Annotated in this window: 19 protein-coding genes; 11 read left to right on the forward strand and 8 right to left on the reverse strand. The window is 63.4% G+C overall.

Annotated elements, in window-relative coordinates; translation table 11 throughout:
- Positions 1 to 24 precede the first annotated feature (24 nt).
- Positions 25 to 378, reverse strand: a complete 354-nt coding sequence (locus AC30D9_RS19145) for a hypothetical protein (RefSeq protein WP_307570966.1) — start codon at positions 376 to 378, stop codon at positions 25 to 27.
- 444 nt (positions 379 to 822) lie between these two features.
- On the opposite strand from AC30D9_RS19145, the gene AC30D9_RS19150 reads away from it, so the two are divergent.
- The gene (locus AC30D9_RS19150) at positions 823 to 5691 is read left to right on the forward strand and encodes an NAD-glutamate dehydrogenase (RefSeq protein WP_134924024.1); all 4869 of its coding nucleotides are present in this window, start codon (positions 823 to 825) and stop codon (positions 5689 to 5691) included.
- Between the two features lie 181 nt (positions 5692 to 5872).
- Here the strand turns inward: AC30D9_RS19150 and AC30D9_RS19155 are convergent, their stop codons facing one another.
- From AC30D9_RS19155 to pdxR, 3 genes are all read right to left on the reverse strand, one after another.
- On the reverse strand, positions 5873 to 6277 hold the full coding sequence (locus AC30D9_RS19155) for a cupin domain-containing protein (protein ID WP_134924025.1): 405 nt from the start codon (positions 6275 to 6277) through the stop codon (positions 5873 to 5875).
- Between the two features lie 298 nt (positions 6278 to 6575).
- Complete coding sequence (locus AC30D9_RS19160; RefSeq protein ID WP_134924026.1) at positions 6576 to 6869, reverse strand: putative quinol monooxygenase; 294 nt, start codon at positions 6867 to 6869, stop codon at positions 6576 to 6578.
- 120 nt (positions 6870 to 6989) lie between these two features.
- Entirely contained in the window at positions 6990 to 8423 is a 1434-nt protein-coding gene (pdxR, locus tag AC30D9_RS19165; protein ID WP_490144600.1) for a MocR-like pyridoxine biosynthesis transcription factor PdxR, read from the reverse strand.
- 195 nt (positions 8424 to 8618) lie between these two features.
- Between pdxR and AC30D9_RS19170 the strand changes: the two genes are divergently transcribed.
- Positions 8619 to 9059, forward strand: a complete 441-nt coding sequence (locus AC30D9_RS19170; protein ID WP_134924028.1) for a carboxymuconolactone decarboxylase family protein — start codon at positions 8619 to 8621, stop codon at positions 9057 to 9059.
- 190 nt (positions 9060 to 9249) lie between these two features.
- On the opposite strand, the gene AC30D9_RS19175 is transcribed toward AC30D9_RS19170, so the two are convergent.
- Positions 9250 to 9591, reverse strand: coding sequence for a hypothetical protein (locus AC30D9_RS19175; RefSeq protein ID WP_490144601.1), 342 nt, complete (start codon positions 9589 to 9591; stop codon positions 9250 to 9252).
- A 204-nt stretch (positions 9592 to 9795) separates the two neighbouring features.
- Here AC30D9_RS19175 and AC30D9_RS19180 point away from each other — a divergent pair, with 204 nt between their 5' ends.
- The 3 genes from AC30D9_RS19180 to AC30D9_RS19190 are packed head-to-tail and all read left to right on the forward strand — an operon-like array spanning position 9796 to position 11949.
- Entirely contained in the window at positions 9796 to 10428 is a 633-nt protein-coding gene (locus AC30D9_RS19180) for a secretin and TonB N-terminal domain-containing protein (protein WP_490144699.1), read from the forward strand.
- Entirely contained in the window at positions 10425 to 10970 is a 546-nt protein-coding gene (locus tag AC30D9_RS19185; RefSeq protein ID WP_134924030.1) for a sigma-70 family RNA polymerase sigma factor, read from the forward strand. Before AC30D9_RS19180 ends, AC30D9_RS19185 begins: the two co-directional genes overlap by 4 nt.
- Before the next feature lie 37 nt (positions 10971 to 11007).
- Positions 11008 to 11949, forward strand: a complete 942-nt coding sequence (locus AC30D9_RS19190; RefSeq protein ID WP_490144700.1) for a FecR family protein — start codon at positions 11008 to 11010, stop codon at positions 11947 to 11949.
- A 201-nt stretch (positions 11950 to 12150) separates the two neighbouring features.
- On the opposite strand, the gene AC30D9_RS19195 is transcribed toward AC30D9_RS19190, so the two are convergent.
- Both AC30D9_RS19195 and gspH read right to left on the reverse strand, forming a co-directional pair.
- The gene (locus AC30D9_RS19195) at positions 12151 to 12762 is read right to left on the reverse strand and encodes a type II secretion system protein GspJ (protein ID WP_490144602.1); all 612 of its coding nucleotides are present in this window, start codon (positions 12760 to 12762) and stop codon (positions 12151 to 12153) included.
- Positions 12759 to 13211, reverse strand: coding sequence for a type II secretion system minor pseudopilin GspH (gene gspH / locus AC30D9_RS19200; protein WP_134924032.1), 453 nt, complete (start codon positions 13209 to 13211; stop codon positions 12759 to 12761). The genes AC30D9_RS19195 and gspH overlap by 4 nt, the downstream gene beginning before the upstream one ends.
- Before the next feature lie 115 nt (positions 13212 to 13326).
- Here gspH and AC30D9_RS19205 point away from each other — a divergent pair, with 115 nt between their 5' ends.
- The gene (locus AC30D9_RS19205; RefSeq protein WP_490144603.1) at positions 13327 to 13755 is read left to right on the forward strand and encodes a type II secretion system protein N; all 429 of its coding nucleotides are present in this window, start codon (positions 13327 to 13329) and stop codon (positions 13753 to 13755) included.
- A gap of 173 nt (positions 13756 to 13928) precedes the next feature.
- Here AC30D9_RS19205 and gspI read toward each other — a convergent pair whose 3' ends face one another.
- Positions 13929 to 14303, reverse strand: coding sequence for a type II secretion system minor pseudopilin GspI (gene gspI, locus AC30D9_RS19210; protein ID WP_307570960.1), 375 nt, complete (start codon positions 14301 to 14303; stop codon positions 13929 to 13931).
- A 148-nt stretch (positions 14304 to 14451) separates the two neighbouring features.
- Here gspI and gspG point away from each other — a divergent pair, with 148 nt between their 5' ends.
- From gspG to gspD, 5 genes are read left to right on the forward strand one after another with little or no spacing between them, the layout of a single operon-like run.
- Positions 14452 to 14901, forward strand: a complete 450-nt coding sequence (gspG, locus tag AC30D9_RS19215) for a type II secretion system major pseudopilin GspG (protein ID WP_122566419.1) — start codon at positions 14452 to 14454, stop codon at positions 14899 to 14901.
- Between the two features lie 8 nt (positions 14902 to 14909).
- A complete protein-coding gene (gene gspK, locus AC30D9_RS19220; protein ID WP_490144604.1) occupies positions 14910 to 15896 on the forward strand; it encodes a type II secretion system minor pseudopilin GspK in 987 nt (328 codons plus the stop codon).
- Complete coding sequence (gene gspL, locus AC30D9_RS19225; protein ID WP_490144605.1) at positions 15893 to 17074, forward strand: type II secretion system protein GspL; 1182 nt, start codon at positions 15893 to 15895, stop codon at positions 17072 to 17074. The genes gspK and gspL overlap by 4 nt, the downstream gene beginning before the upstream one ends.
- Entirely contained in the window at positions 17067 to 17639 is a 573-nt protein-coding gene (locus AC30D9_RS19230) for a type II secretion system protein M (protein WP_490144606.1), read from the forward strand. Before gspL ends, AC30D9_RS19230 begins: the two co-directional genes overlap by 8 nt.
- Positions 17636 to 19999: a type II secretion system secretin GspD gene (gspD, locus tag AC30D9_RS19235; RefSeq protein ID WP_490144607.1), complete on the forward strand. Its 2364-nt coding sequence runs from the start codon at positions 17636 to 17638 to the stop codon at positions 19997 to 19999. Before AC30D9_RS19230 ends, gspD begins: the two co-directional genes overlap by 4 nt.
- Positions 20000 to 20184: the final 185 nt, after the last annotated feature.

The following is a 20184-nucleotide window of genomic DNA, read 5'->3' on the forward strand; positions in this document are numbered from 1 at the left end:
ACAGGGGAGCGGTCGCCTTGGGAGTCAGAGCAGGCTTATATAGGTACCCGTCCCCTTGAGAATGTTCTGCAACGTCAATTCCACTTCCGCCAAATCCGCCACATCGGTGTCGTGGGTGATCTCCAGCACATCATCCCCATTCAACGCATCGGCGTCCGCCGCGGCGATTTCGATCTTCAGCAGGGTTGGGCTGAGGGTCACCTTCACGCCATCCAATGTCGAAGGCTCGCCGTCGAGAGCGATCTCCAGTTCGTCTTCATCGGGGTAGCGGGTCATGAGAAACATTTCGCCCTGGGCGCTGTGGCAGCAGAGCATGGCCATGTTGTCTTCTTCGTCGTCGCACGGGTTGGCGATCAGAAGGGCGGTGGTCATTTGCATGGTGATGGCTCCTGGCTCGATGAGCCCTGCGGGTACGAAAAGGGGATTTTGCCAGCCCGGGAGAATTTCTGCTGGGTTAGCTGGATCCCGGGCGATTTCACGCCGCCAGGTGCCGTTTATCCCTCAGGCTGCTAGGGTTGTTCGAGGCGTACCGCTAGCCGATGACCGAATATGTCGCAGCGCTGCAAGCAGGCAGGTTGTCGCACTCGTTAAGCTGCGCAACGGATGTGCACCTGCAAAGGCCACCCCAGGGTGTGTTTTGCAGGTGTCCATGACATGAAATTACATGGAAAAGGATGTGACCTGCAGGTCCCGTCCAGCTTCACCCACCTGTCATCCTGTTTCCTCTGCCCGAGAATCAGGAACGGGATGGCCGACAGCCCCGCAGGGGTGGGGTTGCACGCGACGCTTCAATCAATAACAAGCCCAAGCGGAGTACCACAGATGGCGTTCTTCACCGCAGCCAGCAAAGCCGACTTCCAGCACCAACTGCAAGCGGCACTGGCGCAGCACATCAGTGAACAGGCACTGCCACAAGTGGCGCTGTTCGCTGAACAATTCTTCGGCATCATTTCCCTCGATGAACTTACCCAACGCCGGTTGTCCGACCTTGCCGGCTGCACCCTGTCTGCCTGGCGCCTGCTTGAGCGCTTCGATCACACGCAACCGCAGGTGCGCGTCTACAACCCCGATTACGAGCGCCATGGCTGGCAGTCGACCCACACGGCCGTGGAAGTGCTGCATCACGACTTGCCGTTCCTGGTTGACTCGGTCCGCACCGAGCTGAACCGTCGCGGCTACAGCATCCATACCCTGCAAACCACCGTGCTGAGCGTGCGTCGCGGCAGCAAGGGCGAGTTGCTGGAAATCCTGCCAAAAGGCACCCAGGGCGACGGCATCCTGCAAGAGTCGTTGATGTACCTGGAGATCGACCGTTGCGCCAACGCCGCCGAACTCAACGTCCTGAGCAAGGAACTCGAGCAAGTGCTGGGCGAAGTGCGCGTGGCCGTGGCCGATTTCGAACCGATGAAAGCCAAGGTCCAGGAAATCCTCGACAGCCTGGACAGCAGCGCCTACGCCATCGACGCTGATGAAAAGAGCGAGATCAAGAGCTTCCTGGAATGGCTGGTGGGCAACCACTTCACCTTCCTCGGCTACGAAGAGTTCGTGGTGCGCGATGAGGCCGACGGCGGTCACATCGAGTACAACCCCGAGTCGTTCCTCGGCCTGACCAAATTGCTGCGCGCCGGCCTGACCGCCGAAGACCTGCGCATCGAAGACTACGCCGTCGCCTACCTGCGCGAACCGACCCTGCTGTCGTTCGCCAAGGCCGCGCACCCGAGCCGCGTACACCGTCCGGCCTACCCGGACTACGTGTCGATCCGCGAAATCGACGCCAGCGGCAAGGTCATCAAGGAATGCCGCTTCATGGGCCTGTACACCTCTTCGGTGTATGGCGAGAGCGTGCGGGTCATCCCGTACATCCGCCGCAAGGTCGCGGAAATCGAGCGTCGCTCCGGCTTCCAGGCCAAGGCGCACCTGGGCAAGGAACTGGCCCAAGTGGTCGAAGTGCTGCCCCGTGACGACCTGTTCCAGACCCCGGTGGACGAGCTGTTCAGCACCGTCATGTCGATCGTGCAGATCCAGGAACGCAACAAGATCCGTGTGTTCCTGCGCAAAGACCCGTATGGCCGTTTCTGCTACTGCCTGGCTTACGTGCCACGTGACATCTATTCCACCGAAGTGCGCCAGAAGATCCAGCAAGTGCTGATGGATCGCCTGAAGGCCTCGGACTGCGAATTCTGGACCTTCTTCTCCGAATCCGTGCTGGCCCGCGTGCAGTTGATCCTGCGGGTGGACCCGAAGAACCGCATCGACATCGACCCGTTGCTGCTGGAAAAAGAAGTCGTACAGGCCTGCCGCAGTTGGAAGGATGACTACGCCAGCCTGGTGATCGAAAGCTTCGGCGAAGCCCAGGGCACCAACGTGCTGTCGGATTTCCCGAAAGGCTTCCCGGCCGGCTACCGTGAGCGTTTTGCCGCGCACTCGGCCGTGGTCGACATGCAGCACCTGCTGAGTCTGAGCGAAAAAAATCCGCTGGTGATGAGCTTCTACCAGCCGCTGGGCCAGGTATCCGGCCAGCGTGAGCTGCACTGCAAGCTGTACCACGCCGACACGCCACTGGCGTTGTCCGACGTGCTGCCGATCCTGGAGAACCTCGGCCTGCGCGTGCTGGGCGAATTCCCGTACCGCCTGCGCCACACCAATGGCCGCGAGTTCTGGATTCATGACTTCGCATTCACCGCCGCCGAAGGCCTGGACCTGGACATCCAGCAACTCAACGACACCTTGCAGGACGCCTTCGTCCACATCGTGCGTGGCGATGCCGAGAACGATGCGTTCAACCGCCTGGTGCTGACCGCCGGCCTGCCATGGCGCGACGTGGCCCTGCTGCGAGCCTACGCCCGTTACCTGAAGCAGATCCGCCTGGGCTTCGACCTGGGTTACATCGCCAGTACCCTGAACAACCACACCGACATCGCTCGCGAATTGACCCGGTTGTTCAAGACCCGCTTCTACCTGGCGCGCAAACTCAGTGGCGATGACCTGGAAGACAAGCAACTGCGCCTGGAACAAGCGATCCTCTCGGCGCTGGACGACGTCCAGGTGCTCAACGAAGACCGCATCCTGCGTCGTTACCTGGACCTGATCAAGGCCACCCTGCGGACCAACTTCTACCAGACCGACGCCCACGGCCAGAACAAGTCCTACTTCAGCTTCAAGTTCAACCCGCACCTGATCCCGGAACTGCCGAAACCGGTGCCCAAGTTCGAGATCTTCGTCTACTCGCCACGGGTCGAAGGCGTGCACCTGCGCTTCGGCAACGTTGCCCGCGGTGGCCTGCGCTGGTCTGACCGTGAAGAAGACTACCGCACCGAAGTGCTTGGCCTGGTAAAAGCCCAGCAAGTGAAGAACTCGGTGATCGTGCCGGTGGGCGCCAAGGGCGGTTTCCTGCCCCGTCGCCTGCCGCTGGGCGGCAGCCGGGACGAGATCGCGGCCGAGGGTATCGCCTGCTACCGCATCTTCATCTCGGGTCTGTTGGACATCACCGACAACCTCAAGGACGGCGCGCTGGTACCGCCGGCCAACGTCGTGCGCCATGACGACGATGACCCGTACCTGGTGGTGGCGGCGGACAAGGGCACTGCGACCTTCTCCGACATCGCCAACGGCATCGCCATCGACTACGGCTTCTGGCTGGGCGATGCGTTCGCCTCCGGCGGTTCGGCCGGCTACGACCACAAGAAAATGGGTATCACCGCCAAGGGCGCGTGGGTGGGCGTGCAGCGTCACTTCCGCGAGCGCGGCATCAATGTCCAGGAAGACAGCATCACCGTGGTGGGCGTCGGCGACATGGCCGGCGACGTGTTCGGCAACGGCTTGTTGATGTCCGACAAGCTGCAGTTGGTCGCGGCCTTCAACCACCTGCACATCTTCATCGACCCGAATCCGGAGCCTGCCAGCAGCTTCGCCGAGCGCAAGCGCCTGTTCGACCTGCCGCGTTCGGCCTGGACGGACTACGACACCAGCATCATGTCCGAAGGCGGCGGCATCTTCTCGCGCAGCGCGAAGAGCATCGCCATCTCGCCACAGATGAAAGAGCGCTTCGACATCAAGGCTGACAAGCTGACCCCGACCGAGCTGCTCAACGCCTTGCTCAAGGCGCCGGTGGACCTGTTGTGGAACGGCGGTATCGGCACCTACGTCAAGGCCAGCACCGAAAGCCACGCCGATGTCGGCGACAAGGCCAACGATGCGCTGCGGGTGAACGGCAACGAACTGCGCTGCAAGGTCGTGGGCGAGGGCGGCAACCTGGGCATGACCCAACTGGGTCGCGTCGAGTTCGGCCTGCATGGCGGCGCCACCAATACCGACTTCATCGACAACGCCGGTGGCGTGGACTGCTCCGACCACGAAGTGAACATCAAGATCCTGCTCAACGAAGTGGTGCAGGCCGGTGACATGACCGACAAGCAACGCAACCAGTTGCTGGCGAGCATGACCGACGAAGTCGGTGGCCTGGTGTTGGGCAACAACTACAAGCAGACCCAGGCCCTGTCCCTGGCGGCGCGCCGCGCCTTCGTGCGGATCGCCGAATACAAGCGCCTGATGAACGACCTGGAAGCCCGGGGCAAGCTGGATCGTGCCATCGAGTTCCTGCCGACTGAAGAACAGCTGAGCGAACGTGTCGCGGCGGGCCATGGCCTGACCCGTGCCGAACTGTCGGTGCTGATCTCCTACAGCAAGATCGACCTCAAGGAAGCGCTGCTCAACTCCCTGGTACCGGACGACGATTACCTGACCCGTGACATGGAGACCGCGTTCCCGCCGACGCTGGTGAGCAAGTTCTCCGAAGCCATGCGTCGCCACCGCCTGAAACGCGAGATCGTCAGCACCCAGATCGCCAACGACCTGGTCAACCACATGGGCATCACCTTCGTTCAACGGCTCAAGGAGTCTACGGGCATGAGCCCGGCGAACGTGGCGGGCGCTTATGTGATCGTGCGCGACATCTTCCATCTCCCGCACTGGTTCCGCCAGATCGAAGCCCTGGACCACCAGGTTTCCGCCGACGTGCAACTGGAGCTGATGGATGAGCTGATGCGCCTGGGGCGTCGCGCCACGCGCTGGTTCCTGCGCAGCCGTCGCAACGAGCAGAACGCTGCCCGTGACGTCGCGCACTTCGGTCCGCACCTGGCGGCGTTGGGCCTCAAGCTCGACGAATTGCTGGAAGGTCCGACCCGCGAAGGCTGGCAGACCCGCTACCAGGCCTATGTCGCCGCCGGCGTGCCGGAGTTGCTGGCGCGCATGGTTGCCGGCACCACGCACCTGTACACCTTGTTGCCGATCATCGAGGCGTCCGACGTCACCGGACAGAACGCCGCCGATGTGGCCAAGGCTTACTTCGCCGTGGGCAGTGCCCTGGACATCACCTGGTACCTGCAACAGATCAGCGCCTTGCCGGTGGAAAACAACTGGCAGGCACTGGCCCGCGAAGCGTTCCGCGATGACGTCGACTGGCAGCAACGGGCGATCACCATCTCGGTCCTGCAAGAGGGCGATGGCGCCCAGGACGTGGAAACCCGCCTGGCACTGTGGCTCGAGCAGCATCACGATATGGTCGAACGCTGGCGTGCCATGCTGGTGGACATTCGTGCCGCCAGCGCCACCGACTACGCCATGTACGCGGTCGCCAACCGCGAACTGCTGGACGTGGCAATGAGTGGTCAGACGGTCAAGACGCCCAACTGATCCGGCGTTGAATGAAAAAGCCCCGCATTGAGAGATGCGGGGCTTTTTTTGCTTTGACTCCGGTCCATCAGCAGACTCAGTCCTTGTGGGAGCGAGCCTGCTCGCGATAGCGGTCGTTCAGTTACATAGAGGTTGGACTTGCTGCCGCCATCGCGAGCAGGCTCGCTCCCACAGTGGCTGATCAGTTCTTCAGCGGTATCAACACCGCCTCATCCTCCCCCATCACCATGAACACCAATAACTTGGCCGGTTGGCTCGCGCTGGCATTCTTCGACACCAGGTGCTCGGACCCCGCCGCTTCATACCAGAACTCCCCGGCCTTGTAGGTCTTTGCCGGTTCGCCCTTGACCTGGGAGGTGATGGCGCCTTCGAGCACATAGGCCATGGCCGTGCCCTCATGTTTGTGGGCGATGGACGACTGGCCGGGGGCATAGTCGACGGTCAGCATCATGGTTTTTTTACCGGGAACGTTTTTCAGCAATTGTTCCTGCAACACCGTGACCTTCTCCGAAGGCGCCGCTTCGTGGGCGTAGGTCTGGGTAATGGGCAGCAGGCTGAGGGCGGCGATCAGACAAAGTGTTTTCATGAAGGTATGGCCTGTGTGGTTTCGAGTGATTTCGCGCTGTCGCGGCGATGGATTCACCCTAAGCCCCCAGGTGGAGCGAGCAAACGTCCAATCTTTCGGAAGGTGGGTAGACCAATTGGCTGGGCTACAAATGGATGTGAGCGGGCGAGCTTTTTGTGGTGAGGGGATTTATCCCCGCTCGAGTGCGCAGCACTCGCCAGATCCATCGCCGATATGAAGATTTTGGGACTGCTGCGCAGCCCAGCGGGGATAAATCCCCTCGCCACAACTTGGCTAGTCAGGAATGAAGCTGCGAATCTCAGACAATCGGAAAACTATTGAAGTCCACGCTGCGAGCCAGGCGATTGTCGATCAGGCTGATGAAGCCCTGCACTTCCGGGCAGTTGAAGTGGGCCTGCATGGCCGCTTCCGATTGCCAGCGGGCGCTGACGTTCCAGCGGTCGCTATCCTCGGGGCAACGGTCGACCATGTACGCATCGCACCCCGGCTGTGCACGCAAGGTCTCGACGATTTGCTGCAATTGTCGGCCCAGTTCTTCCGAGCGACCGGCGGCGGCTTGCACCTGTACGGTATTGATCACTTGGCGAGACATTGTTCAGGCTCCTGAATCAAGTCGGACGGGTTTGCTCAACATCAGTCACACCCGTGCAGGATAGGCCTGGCGGCGCCAGGCTCAAACAGCCAATGGGCGGATAAATGCCCAGTCCAATCTTTAGGCCACCTGCTGCAGAATGTCGCGCAAGCGGTCCAGGGCGATGTCGATGTCCAGGGTTTCGATAGCGCCGAAGCCAAAGAATAGGCCCGGTCGCACGGGGGCGTCATTGAAGAAGCCCTCGAGACTGTAGAGCCCGACTTCGGCTTTTTTCGCCAGCTCGATCACCAGCGCCAGGTCCACCGGAACCTTGCACAACACCGCCATGTGAAAGCCCGCCGTGGTGGGCACGGCTTCGAACCAGGGTGACAAGTCCCCGGCCATGCGTGCCAGGATTCGCTCGCGGCGGCCAGCATACAGGGTGTGGCAGCGGCGAATGTGCTTGAGCAGGCAGCCCTCGGCGATGAACTTCGCCAGTGCCCACTGGGGCAGGGTGGAGGTGTGCTGGTCGGTGAGGCGCTTGGCCAGGATCACCGCTTCGAGGATCGCTGGCGGCAGGATCGCATAGCCGAGCCGCAGTTCCGGTAACAAGGTCTTGGAGAAGGTGCCGACGTACGCGACGATGCCGCGTTCATCCATGCTCTGCAACGAATCGGCGGGCCGGCCTTCGTAGCGAAACTCGCTGTCGTAGTCGTCCTCGATGATGATCGCCCCCAGCTCATAGGCCCGCGCCAGCAAGGCCTCGCGGCGGGCCTGGCTCATGGGCATGCCCAAGGGAAACTGGTGGGAGGGCGTCACATAAATCAGCCGCGTGCCGTCAGGGATCAGGTCCACGCGCAAGCCTTGCTCGTCCACCGGCACCCCGGCCACCGTGGCGCCCTGGGAGCCGAACAGCAACCGAGCCGGCGGATAGCCCGGATCTTCCATGGCCACCAGACTGCCGGGACGGGTCAACACCCGCGAGATCAGGTCCAGGGCCTGCTGCGCGCCGTTGCACACCACCACATCGTCATCCTGGCAATTGACCCCGCGGGAAAACGCGATGTGCCGGGCAATGGCATTGCGCAGCGCCGGCAGGCCTTCGGGCTGGCTATAGAAGCCTTTGGCACTGGCGATCTGGCGCAGTGCGTGGGCGGTGCAGCGCCGCCAGTCGTCCAGCGGAAACTGACCCTTGCCGGTGGCGCCGCCGATGAAATCGTAGCGCAACGCACCTTCGAGAGTCGGATGGCGCATCAGGTCCGGCATGGTGCGCCAGGCTTCGACGACGTCGGCACCGGCCAGCTCGTGGTGGCTCTGTTTGCGCACGATCCTGGCCGGTCGTGCGTTGACGTAGGTGCCTTTGCCGATGATGCCGGTGAGGAAGTTTTCGTAGGTCAGTTGGGCGTAGGTGTCGGAGACGGTCTTGCGCGAGACACCCAGTTGCTCGGCCAGCAAGCGGCTGGGCGGCAGTTGTGTGCCGGCCGCCAGGCGACCGCTCTCGATGGCGCTGCGCAACTGTTGATACAACTGGCCCGAGAGGTCCTTGCGGCCGTTGATGACAACATGAAGTTCCATACCCGCGAGCTCCTGGGCGATTGTGTGGCGGCCAGCGTCAAAGGCGCAAGGTTACCCGCATTGTGCGGCCGCGTAGAAGTTGCGTGGAGAAAATCCCGCCCATTGGACTTGTCCCCGGGTTTTTCGGCGAATTGGACCTGTCATTGACCGGTCCCACGGCCTACCGTGAGGGTCTCGAACGCCACGGAACCCGCCATGAGCCCGCGTCTGGATTACTACACCGCATCCCCCGGGGCGATGAGGGCCATGATCGGCCTGGAAGCCCTGACCAGTCGCCTGAGTATCGAACCGGCGCTGTTGCACCTGATCAAGATCCGCGCTTCGCAACTCAATGGCTGCGCCTTCTGCACCGACATGCACTCGGTGGAGGCGCGCCGCCAGGGCGAGACCGAGCGGCGGCTCTACGCGGTGGCGGTATGGCGTGACAGCGGCTTTTTCACGGCCCGCGAGCGCGCCGCCCTGGCCTGGACCGAGGCGGTGACATTGTTGGCTCAGAGCCAGGTGCCGGATGAGGTCTATGCCCAGGCACGAGCCGAGTTCAGTGAAGAAGAACTGGTGGACCTGACCCTGGCGATCAGCACCATCAACAGCTGGAATCGACTGGCGGTGAGTTTTCGCCAGAGTCCGGGTGGTTGATTTGCCTGGAGCAAGCTCCAAAGTGTGTTCCTGGGGCGAGCTGCTTATGTGGCGAGGGGATTTATCCCCGTTGGGCTGTTAGCAGCCCTAAACGCCTGCATCTCGGTGTTTCAGAAGGATTGAGTTGTATGCTTTGGGGCCGCTGCGCGCCCCAACGGGGATAAATCCCCTCGCCACAAAAGCAGTGTCGTCACTTTGGCAGTGGTGAGTTGTTAGCCGGAGCCGATGGCCTTTGCGGCTTGACCGAGGTGCCAAAGGTATTGCCCATGCGTACGCCGGTGGCCGCCGGGGTCGCCAGGCCGACGCTGTTCGGCGCGCGTTCGTCGATCGGCACATTCATGGCGTCCTGGGCCCGCTGGGCGGTTGTCGCGGCCTGCGGGTCGTTGCCCATCTGCCGGCTCAGGCAGTTGTAGTCCGGGGTCTTGTAGCCACCGACAGTCACCTCGATACACGCCGGGGCTTCTTCGCCCTGGGCCCAGGGCAGGGCCATGAGCAGGCCGAGGCCTGCCGTCATCGTCATCCACTGTTTCATCACGACCTCCTGGCCCGCCGCAGCGGACGGTTCGTTGTCTGGGCATCAGTCTAGTGCGGCCTTGAGGATTTGTATCAGGTGTCATACGACATTCATAAACACCCCTCAGGATGACGGTTTTCAACGGATACGTCAGTCGTGCAGCAGGGCAGAGCCGGGGGCGGACGCGGGCGTGGATTGACCAGGGCGCCCTTGCGCTGGCTGATGGTGTTGTTGTGCCTGTTGGCCGCGCCGATCCAGGCGGTCGGCCTGGTGGACCTGGACATCGCACCCCAGGAACTGACCACGGCGCTGGAGCAGTTCAGCCGTGCGACGGGCATGGCGGTGCTGGTGGACCACCAGTTGTCGAGCCAGAGCCATACGCTGGGGGTCCAGGGGCAGTTCACACCCTCGGAAGGGTTGCGGGTGTTGCTCAGCGGCACCGGACTGGCGGCGCACTATGCCCGGGCGGATGCGTTCACGTTGCAGCCGGTGCGGGTCCGCGAAGTGCCGCTGCCTCCCGGTGTTACTCCGGGCCTGAGTGACAGCAACTACGCGGCAGCCATCCAGGCGGTCATCCAGCGCAACTTGTGTCGTTCGCCGTTGACCCGCCCGGGCAGTTTCCGGGCGGTGCTGCAAGTGTGGATCGGCCGGGACGGAGTGGTCCAGCACAGCCGCCTGGTCAGTTCCACGGGCGATCTGATGCGGGACAGGGCTTTGGTCAACAGCTTGCAAAACCTCAGGATCGACCGCCCGGCGCCCAGTTCGTTGCGCCAGCCGGTGACCCTGCTTTTGTTACCCGACTCATCAGGAAGAAGCATGGAATGCATAGCAGGGGAAGGGGTGTCCGGGCGATGAAAGACTCCGGTCGCAGCCCGTTGGTGAAGTTGTTCCTCACCTCTTATGAGGATTTCAAGGTGCGCCTGCGCAGGCGTCTGGGCTCCGAAGAGCTGGCCAACGATGTGTTGCATGAAACCTATCTGCGGGTCGATCGCATGGTCGATACGCAGGAGATCGCCCAGCCCAACGCTTATTTGTATCGCATGGCCCTGAACATCGCCGCCGACCGTCGACAGGCCGACGCGCGCCTGCTCACTGGCGATGAAATCGAGGAACTGCTGCAGGTCTCTGATGAAGCGCTGGACCCGGCCCGGGTGGTGGGTGGGCAGAAGGAGTTGCAGATCCTGCTCAAGGCCTTGTACGAACTGCCGGCGCGCCGTCGCAGGATCTTTATCGCTGCACGCCTGGAAGAGGCGCCGCACCTGGAAATCTCCCAGCGCTTTGGTATCTCCACCCGCATGGTGGAGAAGGAAATCAAGGCTGCGCTGGGGCACTGCGCCCTGCGCCTGGAAAGAAAAGTCATTCAGCGGTTCGGTCCCGGCGCGGGAAAACCGTCTTGAGAGTAGAGACCCGACCCTTTCGTGAGTGTGTGTGCGCTTGAACATCTTCAGCATCGCTTCCCCTGACGCCACGCCCCAGGCCCGATTGGCCAGCGAGGCCCGAGACTGGCTGATCCTGCTGACCTCGGGACGCGCCACCGTGGCCGATGCCCGGGCCTTGCGCCTGTGGTGCGGGCAAAGCCCCGAACACGCGCAGGCCTTCGAACAGGCCAAGGCACTATGGCATGGGCTGCAACCCGCCGCAGCGGCATTGCAGGCACCCCGGCATTTCGGGCGGCGGGCGTTGCTGGGCGGCGCAATCGCGGCGTCGGCCGGTTTCCTGTTGATCCGCGCCACGGTGCCCGGCGGTGTTTCCGGGCTGGGGGCCGATTACATCACTGAGGTGGGTGAGCAGCGCCGGGTAGAGTTGGCCGAGGGCGTCAGCCTGGAGCTCAACACCCAGACCCGTCTCAGCCGTCGCCCGCTGACCGATGGCGGCCAAGGGTTGCAATTGTTCAGTGGCGAGATTGAAGTGCAGGGACGTAGTGCGCAGGTGGTCAGCGTCCAGGCCGGCACCGGCTGGATCAGCGCCGCCCGGGCACGCTTCAACATCCGCTACACCGACCAGAGCGTCTGCGCCACCTGCCTGGAGGGCGTGGTGCAGGTCGAGGTACAAGGCCAGCGGTTTCGCTTGGAACCGGGTATGCAGCTGACTTACGACCCTGGCCGGGTGGGCGCTCCCAAGCGTGCCGATGTGTCGGCGGCCGTCGCCTGGCGCGAGCAGGTGCTGGTGTTCAACGACGCGACCCTGGCCAGCGTCATCGATGAAATCAATCGCTATCGGCCCGGTATGTTGCTGCTGCTCAATCGCGAACTGGGTCAGCGCAAGGTCCAGGCGCGGTTTCGCCTCGACCAACTGGCGGGCGTGGCGCTGTTGATCCGCGATGCCTATGGCGCCAAATGCACGGAATTGCCAGGTGGGGTGGTGGTGCTGAGCTGAGGCCGGCGGCGCCTGGGCGGGCCTCATCGCGAGCAGGCTCGCTCCCACAGAGGGCCTGTGTTGTGCCGAAATATTGAGGTCATCCAATAACCCTGTGGGAGCGAGCCTGCTCGCGATGGGGCCGGCACATCCGACCTCACTGCAACAGACCCACCGCTATCGCGAGCAGGCTCGCTCCCACAAGGGACTGTGTTGTTTGGCTTACTCCAGCGGCCCTAGCACCTGCCGATACTTCTCGACACCCTGGGGTGTCTGTCGACTCAAACTGATTTCGATGCCCATCGGGTTTTCCTGGCGGTTGCCGCTGAGCTTGCGCCAACCTTTTTCCGTATCCCAGAACCGCAGCCCGGCGTCGCTGACGTCACTGAGCACGGCCACGCCCGGGCCGGGTGCTGGCAGTGGGTAGCGATCGCGGGCCTGGCCCTGGGCGCGGTAAAGCGTGTCGCCTTTGAGCCACCAGCGTACCCGTTGCAACTCGCCTTCCCGGGCTGCCGCCACGCGGATCACATCCAGGCGAAACCCGCGGCCTTCAGTGCTGCGCACAGTGAGGGCGGGCGGGGCGGTCGAGGGCTGGTCGTCGACGCCGGGTTTTACCGGTTCACTCAGCTCGATGCTGGCGCGCAGGGCGACGTCGCGTTCCAGTTGGTTCAGCACTCGCAGCAAGGCCTCGGTCTGTTCGGTACTGGCCTGCAAGTGGCTGTCGGCACGGGTCACGCTGTCCAGCCCGCGCCAGGCGATCAGGCTGACCACCGCCATCAGCAGGATCGCCACCATCACTTCCAGCAAGGTGAAACCCGTCTGCCGCGTGCTCATTGGAGTTGCACCCGCCCGGCGGCACTGCGTTGCACAGTGAGACTGTTCAGGCCGTCTGAGAGGCGGATCTGCAAGGGTTCGCCGATCCATTCGGCATTCAGCACGACCCGCTGCCTGGGTTCCACGCGAACCTCCATCGATGGGCTCTGCCAGTGCCGTGGATGCAGTTGCGGGTCGTCCTTGAAGCGATCCACCCCGGCGCCCTGATCGGCGCGACGACTGAAGCCAAAACCCTTGGCGTCCCAGCGCCAGGTAATCGGCCGCCCGTCGGTGCGTGCTTCGGTCTGGGCCAGTTGCAATAGCTGCACCAGCCGTTCGCCATCCTGACGCAGCAACTTCAACGGATCCGGCTTGATGCTCAGGCTCACGGCGGCGCTGGCAATGCCGATGATCACCAGCACCACCATCAGTTCGATCAGGGTGAAACCGCGTTGCTTGCCGGGGTTCATGGGCGCTCCTTTGCGTGAGAGTCATCCTGCACGGTGAAGATGATAGGGATGTGAAATAAAACGGAGAGAATTGGCGCGTACGCTACTAGTTGGAATCAAAAAGGAGATTCAGGCCATGGCGTTCATCGAGCGTGTGTCCCCGGCGCAAATCGTTCAGGCGGTGGGTCTGTTGGCGGCGTTGGCCGGGGTGGCGACCTGGTCTTCGCTGCTGCTGACATCAGCCGAGTCGCGCACGCCGGATGTCGCCCCGCAACGCCTGGCCGAGCGTTCCGATAATCCGGCGCTGCAATGGTTCTCCAACCAGCCGGCGCCGGTGGACATCAAGGTCAGTGGCGTGATGGCCGGCACTCGCGCGCCCGTGGCAATCCTCAGCCTCAACGACGGACCGCCGCGCAGTTTCCTGGTCGGTGAACGCGTGGCCCAAGGGGTACGGTTGGTGGCGATCGAAGCACAGGCGGTGGTGATCGAGCGGGGTAACGAGCAGACCCGACTGGTCCTGGCCCGGTTGCCGGATTCAGTGAGTTTGCCTTCCCTGATCCGCTGAAATCCTTGTGGCGAGGGGATTTATCCCCGCTGGGCTGCGCAGCAGCCCCTGTGTCTGGCACCTTGGTGTGTCAGGCTGATTGCGTCCATTTTTTGAGGGGGCTGCTGCGCAGCCCAGCGGGGCTGGTGCGACGTTTCGCTAAATCCCCTCGCCACAGGTGGTTGTGTTTGCCTTTATTTCTCTCGGCTAACCAACGTCTCCAACCGAGCCAAGGGCGGCGCTTCGCGACTACGGTCGGATACGCTCAGCTCAACCCGCAACATCCGGCCATTTTCCGCCGGGCGCAGGTTCTGTTCGCAACGCAGCAGCAACCGGCCCTGATCGCATTCGAAGACGGTCGAGCCTTGGGCAAAACGTCCTTCCAGGCGCAACTGTGCCAGTTGGCTGCGCGCGGCCAGCAGGGCGATGGATTTGTCGCGCAGCAGGCCGTTGCTCTGGGTCATCACTGCCGCCACGCGCACCGCCGCCGACATGGCCACGGCGATGATCGCCAGGGCCACCAGCACTTCGATCAGGGTGAAGCCGGCTTGCGGAGCGGGGCGTGGCATGGCGCGGGCTCGAGGGCGAGGGCAGCCTTCAAGGCTAGCCGGCGTTCATGACCGATTGACGACGCAAGCTCCTGAGCAATTTCAATATCACTGACATATTTTCTTGCAACACTGCGCCTCGAATCGAATCCAGCGAAGGACCGTCGAGATGCAGATCGCCCGTTACAACGCCCGTTCCCAAGGCCCTCGCGGGCAGTTGGGTTTCACCCTGATCGAGATCATGGTCGTGGTGGTCATCCTCGGCATCCTGGCGGCGATGGTGGTACCCAAGGTCCTCGATCGCCCCGACCAGGCCCGGGCAACGGCGGCGAAACAGGACATTGGCGGCCTGATGCAAGCCTTGAAGCTCTATCGCCTGGACCACGGCAGTTACCCGAGCATGAACCAGGGCCTCAAGGTGCTGGTGGAAAAGCCGGCCGATGCAAAAAACGGCACCTGGCGTTCCTATCTCGAACGCCTACCCAATGACCCCTGGGGCCGTCCCTACAACTATCTCAACCCCGGCGCCAACGGCGAAGTCGATATCTTTTCCCTGGGGGCCGACGGCCAGCCTGACGGCGATGGCGTGAATGCCGACATTGGCTCCTGGCAGTTGTAAGGGCCGTGATGCGAACGGATTCGTCCTTCGCGGCGAAGCAGCGCGGCATGGCGGTCATCAGTGCCTTGCTGATTGCCGCCGTGGTGGCGGTCATCGCCGGTGGCATGCTGACCCGCCAGACCCTGTTCACCCGCAGCCTGGAGGCCGAGCAGTTGCGCGTCCAGGGGACGGCGCGGTTGCAGGGCGGCCTGCAACTGAGTCGCCAGTTGCTCTGGGACGCCCGCCAGCGCGATCCGCTGACGCGCTTCGGTCAACCCTGGGCGAAACCCATCGTGATGCCGGGCTCAGGCCTGATCGATACGCCGTTCGAAGGCCAGCTGGAAGATGAGCAAGGCAAGTTCAACCTGCGCAACCTCGTCGCCAATGAGCAGGTGGATGAAGAACAAGTGCGCGCCTTCGAACGCTTGTGCGAGCAGCTTGGTGTTACCGCGATAGTCCGCAAGCGCATCGTTGAGAGGGTCGTCGAGGCTTATCCGCGCCTGTTGAATTCGCAGCGGGCGGAACAAGCGCCAAAGGGCAATACCTTCGACAGCGGCCGGGATACCTCGCCCCAGGCCGCCAACAGGGCGCTGGCGCCGACGCGCCCGATGCTGCGCACCTTGCAAGACCTGCGCAGCGTCAAGGGCGTCACCACACGGTTACTGGAAACACTGGCGCCTTACGTGACGGTCCTGCCGACCAACACCTGGCTCAATGGCAACACCGCCAGTGCGCCGGTGCTGGCCGCCTACGTGCCGGGGTTGTCGCTGCAACGGGCCGAAGCACTGGTCCGGGAGCGTGACGGCGGCCACTGGTTTATCAATCGCGGGGATTTCGTCAATCGCCTGCGCATGCCGGAACTGGATACCGCCAGCGTCAAGGTCGGCATCACCAGCGACTGGTTCCGCCTGCGGGGACAGGCGCGCAGCGGTCAGCGGCGGATTGAACTGGAGGCTTTGCTGCAACGCACCGAGGACCGCTTGCCCCAGGTGATCTGGTCAAGGGTGGGCGTATGACGCGTTTGCGCATCGCCCTGGCGCCGCTGGGCAGCCTGGATCTCGACAGCGAGGTGGTATTTGCCTGGCTGGATCGCCAGGGCCAGGTCCGCGAACAGGGCCGCAGCAGCCTGCGGGCATTGGGCCAGGGCGCTAAGAATATTTCCGTGGAATGCTTCCTTCATCCCCGCGACAGTTTGCTGACCCGCCTGGAATTGCCGCTGTTGCCAGCGGCCAAGATCACCGCGGCGGTGACGTGCGCGGCCCAGGCCCTGATGCTTGGTGCCAGTGAGCAGATGCAAGTGGCGCATAGTCCGCGTGGGGCCGACGGGCAGGTACAAATCGCCTGGCTGGACCGTGAGTCGCTCGCCCACCTGGGCCGGCTTGTGCACCAGGCCGGCATGAAGCTGCGCGGTCTCTATCCGGCGGCCTACGCCTTGCCGGTGCTGTCGGGTCCGGTGGCCTGTATCGAGGACGGCCACCTGCTGGTGCGCCATGATCTCCAACACGCCGTGGTGCAACCGTTGCAGGAAGAGGCGCTGGATGAATGGCTGCTGGAAATTGGGGCCGGGCTGCATTGGGTCGCAGGGGCGCCGCCGCAACCTGCGATCAGCACCTTGGCCGACACCCAGCGCTGGACCGGTCCGGCGCCGGGCTGGGGCTTGCATGCCGGTCTTTCACGCAATGCAGTCGAGCGCGGTGGTTGGGGCCGGGCGGCGGCGATCTGCGCGACAGCGCTGGCGGTCTGGGTGGTCGGGCTGAACCTCTACGCCGCCCGCGAAGCGGCCCAAGGCCAACGGCTCAAGACGCAGATGAGCCAACGGGTGAAGCAGGCGTTTCCCGAGTTGCCGGTGATCCTCAACCCACTGCAGCAGGCGCGCCAGCAAGTCGCTGCGCGCCAGGGCGGTGCGGCGAGTGACCCGGCCCAACGCTTCTCCAGCCTGGTGCAACAGGCGGGCAGTGCCATGCCGTTCATGAGCGGCAATGTCCAGGCACTGGTGTTCGAGAACGGTGAATTGCGCCTGAATGTCGTGGCCGAGGCGCAGAAAACCACTGCCGAAGAGGATTGGAAAATTCCCCTGGCCCAGGCCGGCATCGACGTCGTTGCCATCGATCAGGGCTGGACCCTGCGGGTGGCAACGGCCGGCCAGGGCAGCCAGGACTCCCCCGACGAAACCCCGGACGCCGATGATGAATAAGCACTCCCTGGCGCTGGCGTGGGGGCGCTGGCAAACCGTTCGCACGCGTTTGCGCACGTTCTGGCAGGGGCTTGCCGGGCGTGAACAAGCCGCCGTGGCCCTGGCTGCGTTGGTGTTGGGCGGTTGCCTGGGCTGGCTCGCACTGATCCAGCCGCCGCTCAAGAGCATCGCCTATTGGCAAGCCGAAACTCCGAAGCTGCGTTCACAGGCCGAAGCCCTCGAAGTGCTGTTGCGTGACGTCGCTGGGCCTGCACCAGGCCAGCCCCTCGAAGCCGCCTTGCGCCAGAGCCTGGAAGCCGGTGGCTTGAGCCAGCACTACCAACTGCAAACGCTCGGCACCGGGCTCCCCAATGCCTGGCAGCTCACGTTCGACAAGGCCCCCGCCGAGGCTGTGATCAGTTGGCTATTGGGCAACCCCCGGCAATTCTCCCTGGAAGTGATCGAGGCCCGCTTGCAGCGTACCCCGACCGATTCCGACCACCTCGCTAACCCCGACAACACCGCCGGCACACTGTCCGGAACCGTTCGCATGAATCAGGCGCAAGGCGCTAAGGAAGCTTCATGAAAGGGGCCAGATACCCACGTCATTGGCGCAAGGCTGCACCGTTGTTATTGCTGGCGCTGAGTGCATGCAACAGCTCGCCGCCCGTGTCGCAGCCACCGTTGCTGGTGGACAGTGAACTGGGCATTCCGCTGGGCAGTACTCAACGCAGTGGCGATGCACTGCTGGATCGCCAACGGGCCCAGGACCTGCGTGAACGCAAGCCAGCGGTGCGGCATCAGGTCGATCTCACCGCCCGTGCCCGAGAGCCGCGCAGCAGTGCTCCGGTGCGTACGCCCCTGGGTGACCAACCGGTGACGCTGAATTTCGTCGAGGCGGATATCCAGGCAGTGGTGCGGGCCTTGTCTCGCTCCACCGGTCAACAGTTCCTGGTGGACCCGCGGGTCAAGGGCAACCTGACGCTGGTGTCCGAAGGCCAGGTCCCGGCCCACCAGGCCTATGACATGTTGCTGGCGGCGCTGCGCATGCAAGGCTTCAGCGTGGTGGATGTCGGCGGCGTCGCCCAAGTGGTGCCAGAGGCCGATGCCAAGCTGTTGGGTGGGCCGATCTACAGCGCCGACAAACCGGCCGGCAACGGCATGCTGACCCGCACCTTCCGCCTGCAATACGAAAACGCGGTGAACCTGATCCCGGTGCTGCGCCCGATCGTGTCGCCGAACAACCCGATCAATGCCTACCCGGGCAACAACACGATTGTCGTCACCGATTACGCCGAGAACCTGTCGCGGGTGGCGCAGCTCATAGAAGGCATCGACACCCCGAGCGCCATCGACACCGACGTGGTGCCGATCCACAACGGCATCGCCGTGGACATCGCGCAGATGGTTTCCGACCTGCTGGAAACCCAGGGCGGCGACCAGACCCAGAAGATCAATGTGATTGGCGACCCGCGCTCCAACGCCATCATCATTCGCGCGGGGAGCCCCGAGCGTACGGAGCTGGCGCGCAACCTGATCTACAAGCTCGATAACGCCCAGAACAACCCGAGCAACCTGCATGTGGTGTACCTGCGCAACGCCCAGGCCGGCAAACTGGCCCAGGCCCTGCGCGGCTTGCTCACCGGGGAAAGCGAAGGCGAGGGCAACGACAACTCGCGCTCGGTGCTCAGTGGCATGGGTGGCAACACCAATGGCCAGAGCGGGCAGGGCAGCAGTGGCGATGGCACCAATAGCACCACCACCAGCGGCAGTGCGTCGACCAGTGGTAGCGGCTACGCCCAGGGCAGCACCGGCAACACCCCGGCTTCGACGAACAACGAGCAGGGCACCGCCTTCAGTGCTGGCGGCGTGACCATCCAGGCCGACGCCACCACCAACACCTTGTTGATCTCGGCGCCGGACCCGCTGTACCGCAACCTGCGGGAAGTCATCGACCTGCTGGATCAGCGACGTGCCCAGGTAGTGATCGAAAGCCTGATCGTCGAGGTCGGCGAGGACGACGCCAGCGAGTTTGGCGTGCAATGGCAGACCGGCAACCTGGGTGGCAGCGGGGTGATCGGTGGGGTCAACCTTGGTGGTACCGGGCTCAACCTCAACGGCAAGAGCAGCATCGATGTATTGCCCCAAGGCCTCAACCTGGGGGTAGTCAACGGCACCGTGGACATTCCCGGCATCGGCAAGATCCTCGACCTCAAGGTCCTGGCCCGGGCGCTGAAGAGCAAGGGCGGCACCAACGTGCTGTCGACGCCGAACCTGCTGACCCTGGACAACGAAGCGGCGAGCATTTTCGTCGGCCAGACCATTCCCTTCGTCAGTGGCAGCTACGTCACCGGCGGCGGTGGCACCAGCAACAACCCGTTCCAGACCGTGACCCGCGAGGAGGTGGGTTTGAAGCTCAATGTCCGGCCGCAGATTTCCGAAGGCGGGACGGTCAAGCTCGATATCTATCAAGAGGTCAGCAGCGTCGACAACCGCGCCTCGAGCACCACGGGGATTGTCACCAACAAACGTGCGATCGACACCAGCATCCTGTTGGACGATGGGCAGATCATGGTCCTCGGCGGGTTGCTGCAGGATGGCTACAGCCAGAGCAATGACGCAGTGCCGTGGTTGTCGACGATCCCTGGAATTGGCGCGCTGTTTCGCAACGAGCGGCGACAGATCACCAAGACCAACCTGATGGTGTTCCTGCGGCCCTACATCATCCGCGACACGGCGGCGGGACGCGGCATCACCCTCAACCGCTACGACTTCATGCGCCGCGCCCAGGGCCTGCTGCAACCGGAACGCAGTTGGGCGTTGCCAGACATGCAGGCGCCGCAACTGCCAGCCTCGGCCCGGGCGATCCCGGGGGCTGCGCCGGTTGGCTTGCAGACACCCAGGGCGGTGATCAAGGCGGTGCCGATTGAAGGAGGCACTCGCTGATGGACACCAGCCCTGGAAACACTGCATTTGTGGCGAGGGGATTTATCCCCGCTGGACTGCGCAGCAGGCCCCAATCTGACACCAAGGTATATCAGGTAAATGTTGTTGGATTTTTTGGGCCTGCTGCGCAGTCCAGCGGGGATAAATCCCCTCGCCACAGATTTTGTGTATGGCCAAGTGGTCGG

The sequence above is a fragment of the Pseudomonas sp. DF11 genome (assembly GCF_058148565.1).

Excerpts from the sequence above, each read along its gene's own strand:
- AC30D9_RS19145 (WP_307570966.1), bottom strand. The coding sequence starts at position 378 with ATGCAAATGACCACCGCCCTTCTGATCGCCAACCCGTGCGACGACGAA.
- AC30D9_RS19150 (WP_134924024.1), top strand. The coding sequence starts at position 823 with ATGGCGTTCTTCACCGCAGCCAGCAAAGCCGACTTCCAGCACCAACTG.
- AC30D9_RS19155 (WP_134924025.1), bottom strand. The coding sequence starts at position 6,277 with ATGAAAACACTTTGTCTGATCGCCGCCCTCAGCCTGCTGCCCATTACC.
- AC30D9_RS19160 (WP_134924026.1), bottom strand. The coding sequence starts at position 6,869 with ATGTCTCGCCAAGTGATCAATACCGTACAGGTGCAAGCCGCCGCCGGT.
- pdxR (WP_490144600.1), bottom strand. The coding sequence starts at position 8,423 with ATGGAACTTCATGTTGTCATCAACGGCCGCAAGGACCTCTCGGGCCAG.
- AC30D9_RS19170 (WP_134924028.1), top strand. The coding sequence starts at position 8,619 with ATGAGCCCGCGTCTGGATTACTACACCGCATCCCCCGGGGCGATGAGG.
- AC30D9_RS19175 (WP_490144601.1), bottom strand. The coding sequence starts at position 9,591 with ATGAAACAGTGGATGACGATGACGGCAGGCCTCGGCCTGCTCATGGCC.
- AC30D9_RS19180 (WP_490144699.1), top strand. The coding sequence starts at position 9,796 with ATGGTGTTGTTGTGCCTGTTGGCCGCGCCGATCCAGGCGGTCGGCCTG.
- AC30D9_RS19185 (WP_134924030.1), top strand. The coding sequence starts at position 10,425 with ATGAAAGACTCCGGTCGCAGCCCGTTGGTGAAGTTGTTCCTCACCTCT.
- AC30D9_RS19195 (WP_490144602.1), bottom strand. The coding sequence starts at position 12,762 with ATGAGCACGCGGCAGACGGGTTTCACCTTGCTGGAAGTGATGGTGGCG.
- gspH (WP_134924032.1), bottom strand. The coding sequence starts at position 13,211 with ATGAACCCCGGCAAGCAACGCGGTTTCACCCTGATCGAACTGATGGTG.
- AC30D9_RS19205 (WP_490144603.1), top strand. The coding sequence starts at position 13,327 with ATGGCGTTCATCGAGCGTGTGTCCCCGGCGCAAATCGTTCAGGCGGTG.
- gspI (WP_307570960.1), bottom strand. The coding sequence starts at position 14,303 with ATGCCACGCCCCGCTCCGCAAGCCGGCTTCACCCTGATCGAAGTGCTG.
- gspG (WP_122566419.1), top strand. The coding sequence starts at position 14,452 with ATGCAGATCGCCCGTTACAACGCCCGTTCCCAAGGCCCTCGCGGGCAG.
- gspK (WP_490144604.1), top strand. The coding sequence starts at position 14,910 with ATGCGAACGGATTCGTCCTTCGCGGCGAAGCAGCGCGGCATGGCGGTC.
- gspL (WP_490144605.1), top strand. The coding sequence starts at position 15,893 with ATGACGCGTTTGCGCATCGCCCTGGCGCCGCTGGGCAGCCTGGATCTC.
- AC30D9_RS19230 (WP_490144606.1), top strand. The coding sequence starts at position 17,067 with ATGAATAAGCACTCCCTGGCGCTGGCGTGGGGGCGCTGGCAAACCGTT.
- gspD (WP_490144607.1), top strand. The coding sequence starts at position 17,636 with ATGAAAGGGGCCAGATACCCACGTCATTGGCGCAAGGCTGCACCGTTG.